Annotated in this window: 11 protein-coding genes; 5 read left to right on the top strand and 6 right to left on the bottom strand. The window is 65.4% G+C overall.

The features are described 5' to 3' along the window. Positions 1-93 precede the first annotated feature (93 nt). Together MTR66_RS08775 and MTR66_RS08770 are read right to left on the bottom strand one after the other, a co-directional pair. On the bottom strand, positions 94-1,875 hold the full coding sequence (locus MTR66_RS08775; protein ID WP_243919859.1) for a thiamine pyrophosphate-binding protein: 1,782 nt from the start codon (positions 1,873-1,875) through the stop codon (positions 94-96). Between the two features lie 159 nt (positions 1,876-2,034). Continuing rightward, positions 2,035-3,258 (bottom strand): CaiB/BaiF CoA transferase family protein, encoded by a 1,224-nt coding sequence (locus tag MTR66_RS08770; RefSeq protein WP_243919858.1) that lies wholly within the window; start codon positions 3,256-3,258, stop codon positions 2,035-2,037. Between the two features lie 205 nt (positions 3,259-3,463). Here MTR66_RS08770 and MTR66_RS08765 point away from each other — a divergent pair, with 205 nt between their 5' ends. From MTR66_RS08765 to MTR66_RS08750, 4 genes are all read left to right on the top strand, one after another. Continuing rightward, positions 3,464-4,630 carry an acyl-CoA dehydrogenase family protein gene (locus MTR66_RS08765; RefSeq protein WP_243919857.1) on the top strand — a complete coding sequence of 389 codons (1,167 nt, stop codon included), beginning with the start codon at positions 3,464-3,466 and terminating at the stop codon, positions 4,628-4,630. A gap of 101 nt (positions 4,631-4,731) precedes the next feature. Beyond that, a complete protein-coding gene (locus MTR66_RS08760) occupies positions 4,732-5,622 on the top strand; it encodes an HpcH/HpaI aldolase/citrate lyase family protein (protein WP_243919856.1) in 891 nt (296 codons plus the stop codon). Between the two features lie 128 nt (positions 5,623-5,750). After that, positions 5,751-7,022, top strand: a complete 1,272-nt coding sequence (locus MTR66_RS08755) for an acetyl-CoA hydrolase/transferase family protein (protein ID WP_243919855.1) — start codon at positions 5,751-5,753, stop codon at positions 7,020-7,022. A 2-nt stretch (positions 7,023-7,024) separates the two neighbouring features. After that, positions 7,025-7,792, top strand: coding sequence for an enoyl-CoA hydratase/isomerase family protein (locus MTR66_RS08750; protein WP_243919853.1), 768 nt, complete (start codon positions 7,025-7,027; stop codon positions 7,790-7,792). A gap of 185 nt (positions 7,793-7,977) precedes the next feature. Here the strand turns inward: MTR66_RS08750 and MTR66_RS08745 are convergent, their stop codons facing one another. The 4 genes from MTR66_RS08745 to MTR66_RS08730 form a co-directional block, all read right to left on the bottom strand. Further along, the gene (locus MTR66_RS08745; protein WP_243919851.1) at positions 7,978-9,213 is read right to left on the bottom strand and encodes a DUF1214 domain-containing protein; all 1,236 of its coding nucleotides are present in this window, start codon (positions 9,211-9,213) and stop codon (positions 7,978-7,980) included. Between the two features lie 2 nt (positions 9,214-9,215). Then, complete coding sequence (locus MTR66_RS08740) at positions 9,216-10,016, bottom strand: sugar phosphate isomerase/epimerase family protein (protein WP_243919849.1); 801 nt, start codon at positions 10,014-10,016, stop codon at positions 9,216-9,218. A gap of 140 nt (positions 10,017-10,156) precedes the next feature. Beyond that, positions 10,157-11,323 carry a sulfotransferase family protein gene (locus MTR66_RS08735; protein ID WP_243919841.1) on the bottom strand — a complete coding sequence of 389 codons (1,167 nt, stop codon included), beginning with the start codon at positions 11,321-11,323 and terminating at the stop codon, positions 10,157-10,159. A gap of 1 nt (position 11,324) precedes the next feature. Then, on the bottom strand, positions 11,325-12,443 hold the full coding sequence (locus MTR66_RS08730; RefSeq protein WP_243919839.1) for an LLM class flavin-dependent oxidoreductase: 1,119 nt from the start codon (positions 12,441-12,443) through the stop codon (positions 11,325-11,327). Between the two features lie 136 nt (positions 12,444-12,579). Between MTR66_RS08730 and MTR66_RS08725 the strand changes: the two genes are divergently transcribed. Continuing rightward, positions 12,580-13,692, top strand: a complete 1,113-nt coding sequence (locus MTR66_RS08725; RefSeq protein ID WP_243919837.1) for a helix-turn-helix transcriptional regulator — start codon at positions 12,580-12,582, stop codon at positions 13,690-13,692. The last annotated feature ends 623 nt before the right edge of the window (positions 13,693-14,315 follow it).

Genomic DNA, 14,315 nt, shown 5'->3' with positions numbered 1-14,315 from the left:
TGCTTGCCGTCGAGAGGGAGCGATTGACTGCCCGTGCCCCTCCACCACCCTAACGGGTGGTCCCCCTCCCCCTGATGGGGGAGGATATTTACGTTACTGCGTGCCTTCGGCGTACCAGGTGCGGAATTCGCTGTACTGGGGCTTGTCCGTGGCATTGGCGACCGGATCGATCTTGCAATGGATCACCGTCACGCCGCCGCGGGCATAGGCGCGTTCGATGGCAGGCGCGATGTCGGCTGCGTCGGTGACGAATTCACCGGCGGCGCCGAAGCCTTCGGCGATCTTGTCGAAGCGGACCTTGTCGGACCAGTGCACGCCCGCCTCATTGGTGCCTTCGCCGAACGTCATGCGATAGACGCCGACTTCGAGGCCCCACTGGAAGTCCACGCCGACGACGCAGACCAGCGGCAGGTTCTTGCGCACCGCCACTTCCAGTTCGCCGATGTGGAACAGGAACGAGGAGTCCGACGTCACCAGCATACCCGGGCGGACTTTGCCGGTCGCGGCCTGATCGGCCAGCATGGCGCCGGTGGCATAGGGCAGGCCGGTGCCGATGTGGCCGTAGTTCTGGTTCCAGATCACGTCGTGCGGCTTCGCCATGTTGTAGGTCCAGGTGTAGATCACCGTGGCGCCGCCGTCGCGGATCATGATGCCGTCCTTCGGGAACGCCTTGGTGGCTTCCACGATGAAGCGGGCCGTGTTCATCGGCACGTTGCCGGTGCCGTCGTCGCGGGTCTGCGATTCCTCGTCCAGATCCTTGATCTGCTGCGCATCGCCCTTGATGAACTCCTCAAGGCGCGGGTGGCCGGGCAGGGTCTTGCCTTCCAGCGCGCGCACGAGCTGCGGCACCACGGCGCGCAGATCGCCCACCAGCGGGCAGTCGATCTGGCGGTTGACGCCGATCGCGGTCGGGTCCTGCTGGACGTAGATCCACTTGCGGTTGGCTTCGTTATCCACCCAGTGGCGCCAGCGGCCGTAGTGGCTCGGCTCGCCGAGTTCGGTGCCGAGCGCGATGCACAGGTCGCTGTCGACCACCGCATCGATCGAAACTTCGGAGAAGCCGTAAGGGAAGGTGCGGTCCTCGATCCCCTCGATGAAGGCGGTGCCGCCCGAGGTCTGGATCACCGGCGCGCCGATCTTGAGCGCCAGATCCTTCACTGCCGCGCCGGACTTGCTGGTGTAAACGCCATGGCCCGCCAGAATGACCGGGTTCTTGGCATTCGCGATCAGCTCTGCGGCTTCGGCGATGCGGTCGCCGTCGGCGCCCTGATTGGTCAGGCGGTAGCGGTGCGGCGGCAGGACTTCGGGAACGTCCAGCTCTTCGAGCACGACGTGGTGCGGATATTCGATGTAGCAGGGGCCGGGCGTGCCCGACATGGCGACGCGGATCGCCTCGCGCACGATCTCGTCGGTCTGGTCGGCATATTCGATCGAGCTGGAGAACTTGACCGAATCCTCGATCATCGGTTCCTGACGCACGAACTGGATGCGGCCGCGGCGCACGCGGCGCTCGGTGATGCGGGCGCGCTGGCCGCCCATGAAGATCACCGGCGAATTCTCGACCTTGCAGCACTGGATCGCGGGCATCATGTTCGCCATGCCCGGCCCGAGCGTGCCGATGGCGAGCGCGGGCTTGCCGGTGATGCGGGTGCTGGCTTCGGCCATGAACCCGGCGGCGGCCTCATGGTGCGGCGATACCACGGTCCAGCCACGGCGTTCGGCTTCGAGGAAGAAGTGGACGAAGTTCGGATCGGGAATGCCGTAGAGGGTGCGGATGCCCTCTGCCTCGAACAGGTCGAGGATGCGCTTGTAGACCGGAGTGCCCTTGGGCTTGGTCGCCGGGGTGGCTTCCGCCTTGGTATCGTCTGCGTACATTGGGTTGCCTTTCTTCGATCTCGATCCGGTTGTTTTCGCGTGCCTGCTAAAAAGAGGGCGCCATACGCGGCGGTTTTCAGTTGCTCTCCCAAGCTGCGGCAGCGGTGCACGCTTTGCAGGAATGACTAAGCTCTCTTCCCGTCAAATCAACATCGCTGTTCACTTGGAGGCATCCGCTTCGTCAGCAATCGCCTCGGCGTTCTCCGCCAGTTCGGCCAGCACGGCTTCGTTGTCTTCGCCCAGCAGGGGGGAGGGGCCGTGGACTTTGCCGGGCGTGGCGGAAAACCACGTGGGCACGCCCGGGTAGCGGACGGGGCCCTGCGCGGTTTCGACCTCCTCGAAAAAGCCGATGGCATTGAGGTGTTCGTTCTCGAACAGCTCGCCGGTGGAGCGCAGCGGGGCGCAAGGGATGTGCAGGGCCTGCAGCGTATCGAGCCATTCCTGCGTGGTGCGGGTGAGGAACGTCTCGCCCAGCAGGCCATAGACCCGCCCGATCTGCTTCGCGCGCTTTTCGAGAGTGGAGAACTCCTCGCCCCGTTCGCCCATGGCCCATGCGGGCTGGATCGCCTCCATGAAGGCATTCCAGTGTTTGTCGTTATAGACCAGCGCGGCGACGTAGCCGTCCCTGGTCTTGTAGGGGCGGCGGTTCTTCTCGACCGCGCGGTGATAGAAGGCGGGCGTGGTCGGCGGCGTGAACATCGCGCCATTGGCGTGTTCCACCAGCATGAACGAGCTCATCGCCTCGAACATGGTGACTTCCACTTCCTGCCCCTCACCCGTGCGTTCGCGGTGGAACAGCGCCATCATCGTGGCGTAGAGCGCGTGGAGGCCCGCCACTTTGTCCGCCATGATCGTGGCGACATAGCCGGGCTCGCCATTCATCAACCCCTGCACGTAAGGGATGCCGCATTCGGCCTGGATGGTGTCGTCATAGGCGGGCTTGTCGCCTTCGGGCCCGCGCCGCGAATAGCCGTAGCAATTGGTATAGACGATATCGGGCCGGATCGCGCGGACGGCCTCGTAATCGAAACCCAGCTTTTTGATCGCGCTGCCGCGCATCGAATGGATGAACACGTCCGCCGTGGCGATCAGCCGGCGCAATGTGTCCTTGTCCTCGTCCCGGCGCAGATCGAGCATCAGACCGCGCTTGCCGCGATTCACATTGACGTAGATGCCGCCCATGCCGGGCACCGGGCCTTCGGTGATCCAGCGGGTATTGTCGCCGGCGGGCGGCTCCACCTTGAACACTTCGGCGCCCATGTCGGCCATGATCTGTGTGGCATAGGGGCCGAACACGACGCTGGTGAGATCGACCACGCGAATCCCCGCCAGCGGTCCGCTGCGGCCCTGTGGGGCTTCTTGTCCCTGTGCCTCTCCGGCCATCTGACTCTCCGTTATCTGGCGAATCTGATAGCGCAGCCGCGATGGCAGGTCTATGCGTATTTTCGTTCGATGAACCGATATCGGCACAATGCCGGTTGTGCGGGGCGCCTGGCGCTGCTAATTCCCGCCCACGCTCAAAGTGAAGCGAAATTGGGAAAGGCCCGGCCTCCGGCGCGGCGCCTGTGCAGAGGAAAGGTCGAGTCCCGTGGATTTCTCACTCACCGAAGACCAGCAGAATATCCGCGAAGCGGTTCTCAAGCACTGCTCGCAGTTCACGGACGAGTACTGGCTGGAAAAGGATCGCAGCGGCGAATTCCCCTTCGAGTTTCACAAGTCGATGGCCGAGGCCGGATGGCTGGGCGTCGCCATGCCCGAATCGGTCGGCGGTGCGGGGCTGGGCATTACCGAAGCGGCGGTGATGATGCAGGCGGTCGCCGAAAGCGGCGGCGGCATGACGGCGGCCTCGGCGATCCACGGGCCGGTGTTCGGGCTGGAGCCGGTGCATCTGTTCGGCACTGAGGAACAGCAGCAGCGCATGATTCCGCCGATCCTCTCGGGCGAGGAGAAGATGTGTTTCGCCGTTACCGAGCCCAACACCGGGCTCGACACCACCAGCCTCAAGACCCGCGCCGAAAAGGTGGAGGGCGGCTACAAGGTCAATGGCGAGAAGATCTGGATCACCAATGCGCACGTCGCGGACCGGATGCTGCTGATCGCGCGCACGACGCCGCTCGATCAGGTGAAGAAGAAGACCGAAGGGCTGACGCTGTTCTACTGCAAGCTCGACCGCGAGCACATCGAGCACCAGATCATTCCCAAGATGGGCCGCCATGCCGTCGGCTCGAACATGCTGTTCATCACCGACCTGTTCATCCCCGAGGAAGACCGCATCGGCGAGGAAGGGCAGGGTTTTAAAATTCTGCTGCAGGGCCTCAATCCCGAACGTATCCTGCTGGGCGCCGAAGCTACCGGGCTGGGACGCGTGGCGATCCAGAAGGCGTCGCGCTATGCCCGCGAACGTGTGGTGTTCGGCCGCCCCATCGGCCAGAACCAGGGCATCCAGCATCCGCTTGCCAAGGCGTGGATGCAAGTGGAGGCGGCGAGCCTCATGGTGCTCAAGGCCGCCACCCTGTTCGACAAGGGCGAGGATTGCGGCGCCGAGGCCAACTCCGCCAAGTTCCTGGCCGCAGAGGCGGGATACGAGGCGTGCCAGACGGCGGTCATGTCGATGGGCGGCATGGGCTATGCGCAGGAATACCATGTCGAGCGTTACTTGCGCGAGGTGCTGATCCCGCGCATCGCCCCGGTCAGCCCGCACCAGATCATGAACTACATCGCCGAGCGGGTTCTGGAACTGCCCAAAAGCTATTGAACGAGGGCGTCATCCCGGCGAAGGCCGGGATCGCTCTCGGCAACGCGCGGCTTGGCTGCCCGCGATCCCAGCCTTCGCTGGGATGACGTGAAAGGAAGAGGATGCCCATCCAGCACGAACCCATCTCCGCCCGCTCCTGGCTCTTCGCGCCGGGCGACAGCGAAAAGAAGATGACCAAGGCGATGGAGGGCGAGGCCGATATCGTCCTGATCGACCTCGAAGATGCCGTTGCCATCGACAACAAGGCGAATGCGCGCCCGATGGTGCATGATTTCATCAAGGCCCATCCCGAACAGCGCCACCGCCTGTGGGTGCGCGTGAACCCGCTCGACGGGCCCTATACGCTGCTCGATCTCGCGGCGGTGATGCCCGCGCATCCGGGCGGGATCATGCTGCCCAAGGTCTATGGCCGGCAGGACGTGGAAACGCTCGACAAGTATCTGGAGGCTTTCGAAGTCGCCAACGGCATCGAACAGGGCTCCACCCCGCTGATCGTGCTGATGACCGAGACGGCGGAGGCCATGTTCCACTGGGGCGATTACAAGGGCTGCCCGCGCGTGGTCGCGCTGACATGGGGTGCGGAGGATCTGGCGGATTCGATTGGTGCCTCGTCCAACCGCGATCCGGACGGCTCTTATTCCTTCACCTATGAAATGGCCCGCAGCTTCTGCGTGCTGGGCGCGGCGACGGCGGGTGTGACGGCGATCGAGACGATCAGTGCCGATTTCCGCGATCTCGACGCGCTGAAGGCCCGCGCCGAAAAGGTTCGCCGCGACGGTTATCGCGGGATGATGGCGATCCACCCGGCGCAAGTGCCGGTGATCAATGCCGCCTTCACCCCCACTGATGAGGAAGTGGCCGAAGCGCAGGAAATCGTCGATGTCTTCGCCGCCAACCCCGGCGTGGGCGCGATTGGCTGGAAGGGCGGAATGCTCGACCGGCCTTACCTTGCACGCGCGGAACGGCTGCTGCGGCAGGCGGGCAAGCTGTGATGTACCGGGCAGGCGCTGTCCTCCCCTCCCCTTCAGGGGAGGGGCCGGGGGTTGGGGGCTCTCGGCCAAGTGCGGGTTGTAGGGATCGCCCCCACCCCAACCCCTCCCCTGAAGGGGAGGGGCTTTGCATGACCGACATCGTCACCCCGGAAGCGCTCGACCTTTCGCAATACCTCAAGGCAGGCGACCGGATCGTTTTCGGCCAGGCCTGCGGCGAGCCGACCACGCTGGTGGAAGCGCTGATTGCGCAAGGGGCTGCTATCGGCAATCTCGGCGCTTTCATCGCCACCAGCTTCTCCGGCCTGTTCACGCCGGAAACCGCGAGTGCCTTCCGCCTGTCCAGCATGGGCGCCATCGGCGCGCTGCGGGCGATGACTAAGGCCAATCTGCTCGATGTGATCCCCGTCCATGTCAGCCAGGTCGCGCCGCTGATCGAATGGGGTGTGATGCCTTGCGACGTGGCGATGATCCAGGTGAGCCCGGCGGATAGCGCGGGCAACCATTCCTGCGGTCTCATCTCCGACTATGTGCGCGCGGCGGTGGACAAGGCGCGCGTGGTGATCGCCGAAGTCAACGAGCAGGTGCCCTATGTGCCGGGCGAACTGATCCCCGGCAGCGCTATCGACGTGGCGGTGACAGTCAGCCGCGCGCCGGTGGAAGTCGCGCCCGCGAAGATCGGCCCCACTGACGAAGCGATCGCGAAATTCTGTGCCGAGTACATCGGCGATGGCTCGGTGATCCAGACCGGCGTCGGCGCGGTGCCCGATGCGATCCTGCGCCTGCTGCATGACCGCAAGGATCTGGGCGTGCACTCCGGAATGCTGGGAGACGGCCTCGTCGAGCTGGCCGAGGCGGGCGTGCTCACCAATGCGCGCAAGGAGATCGACACCGGCGTTTCGATCAACGGCGCGCTGATCGGCACCCGGCGGCTCTATGACTGGGCGCACAACAATCCGTCGATCCGCATGACGCCGACCAGCTATACCCACGATGCAGGCGTGCTGGGGCGTTTGTCACGGCTCGTCACGATCAACTCGGCGGTCGAAGTCGATCTCACCGGGCAAGTCAATGCCGAGCAGGTGGGCCATGCCTATGTCGGCGGTACGGGCGGCCAGGTGGACTTCGTGCGCGCCGGAGCCCGCTCGCCGGGCGGCGCCTCGCTGATGGTGCTGGGCGCGACCGCCAAGGGCGGCGCGCTCAGCAAGATCGTGCCGCAGCTGGGCGGTCCCGTTACCTCCGCGCGCACCGAAGTGGACGTGGTCGTCACCGAATTCGGCGCGGCGGAATTGAAAGGCCAGTGCCTTGCCGAACGCGCCCGGCGGCTGGTCGCCATCGCCCACCCCGATTTCCGCGAGGAACTCGACCGCACCGCCCACGAAATCGCCAAGCGAGGGTTCTGAATATGACCGATGCCGTCCTCTACGATGCCCGCGAAGACGGCATCGCGATCCTGACCATCAATCGCCCCGACCAGCGCAATTGCCTCAGCCGCGAAGTGCGCGAGGGACTGCGTGAGGCCTGGGCACGGTTCGAGGCGGACGACGCGATGCGCATTGCCATTCTCACCGGCAGCGGAGACAAGGCCTTTTGCGCGGGCGGCGACCTTAAGGAAATGGTCGAGACGGGGATGACAGTCCCGCCGCGCGACATGTTCCCGCTGCCCTATGACAGCATCGAACTCACCAAACCAACCATCGCGGCGGTCAATGGCCATGCCATGGCGGGCGGGTGGATGATCGCGCAGGCCTGCGACTTGTGCGTTGCCAGCACCAACGCGAAGTTCGCGATCACAGAAGTGAAGGTGGGGCGTGGCTCACCCTGGGCCGCGCCACTGATCCACATGATACCGCAGCGTATCTTCATGGAGATCGTGCTCACCGGCAAGCCGATCACGGCCGAACGCGCCTATGAGATCGGCCTCGTCAACCGGCTGGCCGAGCCCGGCGCCGCGCTCGATGCCGCGATCGAACTGGCGAAGGAAGTGCTCGAAGGCGCGCCGCTTTCGGTCAAGGCCGCGCGTGAGACGGTGATGCTCTCCACTGAAATGGGTCGCAGCGCCGCCCTGCAGGCCGCCCGCGCCGCGCATGAGCTGACCTATCATTCCGAAGATGCGCAGGAAGGCCCGCGCGCCTTTGCCGAAAAGCGCAAGCCGGTCTGGACAGGGCGCTGACAGGCGGAGCAAAGTATTCGAGTTCCGCGCGACCCCGCTCGTCCTGAGCTTGTCGAAGGACGCTGGCGCGGCGTTGGAACCAACATCCTTCGACAAGCTCAGGATGAGCGGGGGGAGGGGTTCGGGTTCGCGACATGGGCTCAGAAGCCTTCGGCTTCCGTCCGGCACGAACGGAGAGGGCAGGATCAGATCCCGAAGCGCAGCTTGATGGCGCGGTAGCGTTCCAGCAGCAAGGCGGCGCGTTCACCGGGCGTGACCATGGCCGTGCCGGATGGCAGGTGGTCCATCAGCTCCGCCCGCTTCACCAGCTTGGAGCGGAACACTGCGGGGCTCTGTGTCAGCAGGTTGCGGTGGGTGAGATTGCCGCCAGTGAATCCTTGCGTATCCAGCCAGTTGTGCACGCCGGGATCGTCATGGGCGATCACGAGGCGTACCACACCATCGGCATCCACTCGGGTACGCGCGGGGGTATAGCTCACCGGGCGGTGGAGGAAGTCCATCGATCCCATGAACGCGCCGCCCATGCCGAAAATCCAGAAGCCCTCGTGCCAGTCCATCTCGACGATCAGCGCTTCATCGGGTTCGAGCCGCCAGACCATGTGCGCGGCCATGCGCCCGCGTTTGGCATCGGCGGCGTCGTTGGCGGACTTGTCGGCCGGAAATGCGTTGAGGCTCTCCGGATCGCAGACCCCCTGTGAGGTCAGCCAGGCATGTTCCGGCCACTGTGCCATCAGCCCGGTAACGAAACGGCCTGCCCAGTCCATCGCCTCGATCATGCGCTCGGGGGAGGGCAGCGGGCGCGGTCCGGTCATCCCCACGCGTTCGATGGAAAGCGTGGTCGGCGTTTCTCCCCAGGCGTCGAAAGCCTCGCGGATGAAGAGTTTGCGGCTGCCGGGCGTGGTGGGAAGCCAGTTCCTCTCGCGCGGTTCGCCGCCGATGATCAGTTCGAAGTTGCCATCCGCATCGGTTTCGATCTGCGCGCCGAGGATGTTGCACTCGGGAATATCGCCGAAGGGTTCGTGCAGGCTGGGCCAGCCGGTGCCGGGAATGGCCTCCGGGCGCGGGCCCTGCACGGTCATGTTGAGCCAGCGCGCGGTGCCGCGTTTGCCGGTTACGCGATAGGTGTGCTCGCCCGAAATCCACGCCTGACGATACGTGAAGTCCGCCACGTCGCCGCCCAGTTTCATCGTCGGCGTGGTGAACCGGTGGATCTGCGGAAAAGCCGGGTCCTTCGTTTCCAGTGCCAGATCGAAAGCCTGCCCCAGATTCTGCGTCAGGAAGCGAAAGGCGTCGGCGCGCTGCAGCGGGTTGGCCGGATTGGCATCCTTGAAGGCATGGGCCCCGGCCTGCTTCAGATCGTCGCAGAAGCGTTCCCACGCGGCCCTGAGGGTCTTGTCGGCAGGGGCATCGCCATAGGCCATGATCAGGCTCCCAGTTTCACAAGCAGGTTGGACAGCCCGTCCGCCGCCCGCGCGCAGGCCGATGCGGGGCCTTCGCTTGCGATGCGCGGGCCGACCAGTTCCAGATCGAAAAGGCCATTATAGCCGAGTTCCAGAATGTCGCCGACGATGCGTTCGAGCGGGATCGCCCCGTCTCCCGGCACCGCGCGGCAAGGGGCGGTGCGGTCGGCCAGCACATAGTCGCTGACTTGCACCAGACCGGCGAGCGGCAGCGCGGCGGCGAGGTGTTCTTTCAGCGCGCCTTCCATCCAGCAGGCGTGGATGTCGATGCACAGGCCGGTTCCGGCGATCCGGGCCAGACGCGTCGCGTCGGGCAGGGTGTGCGCGATATGGATATCGACATTGAGCGCGGAGGCATTCTCCACCAGCAGCGCCACGCCCTTTTGCTGCGCAGCATCACGGCAGGGGGCGAGCAGCTCCGCAAAGCGTTCCGCCGCCTGTTCCCATGAGAGTGAACCGCGCCCGCCGGTGATGAGATAGATCGACGGGGCGCCCAGTTCGGCGGCGCTGTCGATGGCGCGCATGAGGCCTGCCGCCGCGCCGCCGCTGTCGCGTTCGAGATCGGGGTGCAGGGCGAACGGGTGGTTGATGCAGCCTGCTTTCACGCCGCTTTCGGCCAGTAGGGCAGAGAGCGCGTCCGGCTGCTCCAGCTTGGGAGTGACGAGGGTGCAATGCTGCACGCCGATGCTGCAGCAATATGCGACGAAGGCGGCCGTGGGCTCGGCCATGAAGGCGACCTGATGGAGGCTGACGCGGGGGTGCATTCAGGTCCTCCCCGGCACGGGGAGGGGGACCGCCGCAGGCGGTGGAGGGGACTCTCCCCCCAAACCGGCGTTGCGCAAGGACGCGAATCCCCTCCACCATGCTGCGCATGGTCCCCCTCCCCGTGCCGGGGAGGACAGCATCACTTGCGCACCTCCACCGGCACGCCGAAGCGTTCGCGGAAGGGGGCGAACTCTGCGTTCAGCGCATCGATATCGTATCCCGCGTCGATCAGCACTTGCGTGGAATAGTGAAACTTGCCGTGCCGGTCGCCTTTGTTGCGGGCTAGGTAATCGCGCATCGCGGTTTCCTGCCGTTCGCCGAAGGGGCGGCCCGCGAAGGTATAGTACCTCCGGATCGTTGCCACCGGATCGGCCACGAAATCGCGGTAGAGCACGTGGTGGATGCGCGGATCGTCCACCATGGGATGGTTCATGGTATTCCCGATCGACCAGCGCACGCGTTCCAGATGCATTTTCGCTTCCTTCACCAGATCGATCTTGCCGACGATGCCTTCCATGATGTCTGCCATCATCATCGTCGAGCTGGCCGCGACCATCACCGGATCGCGGTGCAGCCACACCAGCGAGGCATCGGGATAGGCTTCGAAGAATTCGGTGAGGCGCGTGGTGTGAAAGCCTTTCAGCACCCAGTATTTCGGCTCGCGTTTATATTGGAAGGCCTGCAGCATGGCCTTGTGGATGCGGTACTGCGCGGCCGGATCGGCGGGCAGGCCGAAGGAGAGATTCTGCATCGGCACCCGCCACCATGCGGTGGGCGTCATCACCCGGAAATCGAAAGCCCAGGTGCGCTCGTCCTCGGGCAGGCCGCTGCCCAGCATGTCGTTGTAGGGGTGGCAGTGCAGCCACTTCGCCATCCGGGTATTGATCTCGCGCCATTCCGCATCCGCCAGAGCCTTGCGCGGGTCTTCGCCGCTGACGATGCCGGGCGGCGGCGAAGGGTGCATGACTTCCCAGAACCGCAGCGCCCGCGCGTCGGGATCGACCGACATCAGCGCGTGCATCAGCGTGGTGCCCGAACGCGGCTCGCCGGTGGCGAACAGCGGTCGGTCGATCACTTCTGCGGCAAGGGGATGGTCCTTGCGGTCCTGAAAGAACCTGAGGCGGTCGGTCAGCAGCCAGTGGATGTTGTCCGCTGCCGCCTTACGCCCCGCCGCGTCCATTGGGATGGTGTTGATGTGCTGCACCGCCAGTGCGAAACGCGCAGGGAAACCCTCGTCGGCCCAGTCGGACAGGCCGGTTTCGTCCATGGCATGTTGCAGCAATTGCTGCGGGTCGAGGCTGGTCATGTCAGCCCTCCACCAGCTTTTGGATCTCGTCCTCGGTCTCGCGCACTTTGGCGGCGGAACTGGCGGAGAATTTCATGCCGCCCATCGCGCCGTATTCCATCAGCTTGTAAACGCGCATTCCGGCATCGGCGAAGCCTTTCACCTTGCGCGCCACTTGCCGGGGCGTGCCCACGGGCAGGATGTCGCGGATCGCCTGCGGGTCCATCTCGTCGCAGAAGCGGATCATCGCCTCGCGGCTGAGTTTGACCGGATCGAAGTCCATGATCCCGCGCCAGTCCGGCCCCATCGGGTGTTCGTAGCCGAACCGGGCGAGGTCCTTGGCGGTGATCATCAGGATGATCGATTTGACCATCGGGGCCTGCAGCATTTCCGCGATCTCGTCCGGCTCGCCGATCAGGCACATCTGCGTCAGCGCCGGAGTGAAATGGCTCATGTCGCGTCCGGCGGCGTCGCCCGCATCGAGGATGACCTTGAGCTTTTCGGCATAGTCCTCCGGCGTCCACGCGCCTGCGGGCCACCAGCCGTCCGCCTCGCGCCCGGTGATGCCCAGCATGCGCGGGCCTGCCGCGCCGGTCCAGATCGGCGGGGCCTTGCCGCCGTAAAGCTCGGTATCCATCCGCGCGTGTTCGAGGTGGAAGAACTTTCCTTCGAAATCGACCGGGCCATCCGCATGCCACAGCAGCTTGATCACCTTGATCGCCTCTTCGAAGCGGCTCACCGGCTTGGAGAAATCGAAGCCGTAAGGGACGGTGTTCTCCAGCTCGCCCGAGCCGAGGCCGAGGATGAAGCGCCCTTTGGACAAGTGGCTGATCGTCAGCGCGCTCTGCGCCAGCAGCGAGGGATGGCGGCGCACGGTATCGACCACGGTCGTGGCAAGCGGCGTGGTCTGCGTCAGCACCGCCGCGGCGGCGGCCACCGCCATGCCATCCAGATGGCGGTGCGGGCTGGGCGAGGCCTTGGCGAGATCGGTGAATTCGGGCGTCCAGATCGAATCGGGCCAGAAGCTGACCATGTGATCGGGCAGCCAGATCGAGTGATAGCGGCCCGAATCGTACTCGGCCGCCATGTCGATGCCGAGCGGCAGCGTGGTGCGCAGGAAGGCTGCGGGTTGCACTGTCATCGCGTCTCGTCCTCTCCCGGCCACGCGCTCGAAGGTCCCCGGAACGTCGGGGTGATGCTCTGATCCGGTGCGTTGTCCGTGCCCGGTTTGTGGGCTAGGGGGCGAGGCAAGAGAATTCCCATTTGGGGATGAAAACATGCTCTCGAACGAGGATGCCGCGGCGCTGCTGGTGCCGCTGATGGAAGGACTGGTGGAGGACCCGCCCTGGCAAGGGTTTCTGGGCGCTTTGCGCGCGCGGGTGCGGGGCGACTATGCCAGTCTGGTGTTCCGCCCGCTGCCGCTGGGTACGCCGGAAGCGCGGGTGATCCATCTCTATTCCGGTCAGCCCTCGCCGCCGCCGGTCTCGCGCCATTACCGGGAGAATCTCTATCTCTCGGACCCGATGCCCTATCACGCGATGGCGGAAGGGCGCACGTTCCGCCTCGACGAATTGCTGCGCTTCGGCGAGCCGCGCCACGATGCCTATCTCTCGCAACTGCTGGTGCCTTCGGGCATGAACCACTTGCGGATGATCCGCTATGCCGAGAGCGGCGGCGTCAGTGGCTGGATCACGATCACCCGGCGCGAGGGGGAGTTCGGGCCCGATGCCGATGCCCTGCTGGAGGATCTGGCCCCGCACATGCGCGCGGCGCTGGGCAGCTTCGTGACGCTGGAGCGCGAACGCATGACCGCTGCGGTGGCAAAGGAAGCGGTGCGGCGGATGAATTTCGGCTGGGTCACGCTCGATGGCGAGGGGCGGCTGATCGATGCCGATGTTCATGGCGAGCAGATGCTGGAGCACGCGGGGCGCCTGTCATGCAGCAAGGACGGGCGGCTGACCGCGCGCGATCCGCAGCTCAGGCGGCAGCTTCTCGATGCGATCCGCGATCTGGCGGACGATCCGCAGGCCCGCCCGCGCGCGCTGGTGCTGAGCCGCGAGCCCTGGCTGGACCTGCTGCTGGTGCCTTCGGGCCAGCGCATGGGCACCACGCAGGCCGCGCCTGCGATCGTGTGCTATCTCCATGCCGACAACTGGTCCTCCGCCGACCGCTGCGAGCAATTGGCGCAGCTTTTCGATCTGGCGCCGAGCGAGGCGCGGCTGGCGCTGGCACTCAGCCGGGGCATGTCGATCAGCGAGGCGGCGCCCGAATTGGGGCTGACGGTGGAATCGGCACGGACCTATTCCAAGCGCATCTATGCCAAGACCGGCGCGCGCGGGCAGGCCGATCTGGTGCGCTTCATCCACCGCTCGGTGTTGGTGATCGCGTAACGCCATCCTCCCCGGCACGGGGAGGGGGACCATCCGCAGGATGGTGGAGGGGCAGGTGCCGCACGGCGTGCCCTCTCGTTGTCCTGTAAACCGCCTGTGTCCCTCCACCACGCTGCGCGTGGTCCCCCTCCCCCGGTGGGGGAGGATTTGAGCACACGAAAACCCCCGCTGGCGAGGCCGGGATAACGCCGGGAAGAAAGACACGAAGGCAGGCGGTGCGGCCGGCGTGTGGGGTGCTTGGCTCGACAAGCTTGGCTGGCGCTTCATCGGTTGCGAACGGCAGTGAGGGAAACGCGCGAAATCTCACCACTCGGCCCTGGCGAGCGAGGTGCCGGCGGGACGGGCTCGCTCCCCTGCCGCCAACCCCTGAGGAGCAACCCCAAGGCAAAGACCCCGCCGCGGCTGCAGGCGGCCCTGTCTGCGGGGCGCCGGCCGCTGTGTGCGTGTGACATGAGAGCCAAGGCCTGTGACTCCACGCACCCGTCTGTGCTGCGCCGTATAACCTATATGGTTATTTATGTCAAGGTGCATCCACTTTTCGGTTCTCGTACAAGCCCCCTCCTCTTCAGAGGAGGGGGTTGGGGGTGGTGCTGACGACAGCGCCATTTATCGCTGCGCGAGCG

It is taken from the genome of Novosphingobium beihaiense, assembly GCF_022832375.1.
GTDB classification, from domain to species: Bacteria; Pseudomonadota; Alphaproteobacteria; order Sphingomonadales; family Sphingomonadaceae; genus Novosphingobium; species Novosphingobium beihaiensis.
This window is presented reverse-complemented; position numbering and strand designations above follow the sequence as displayed.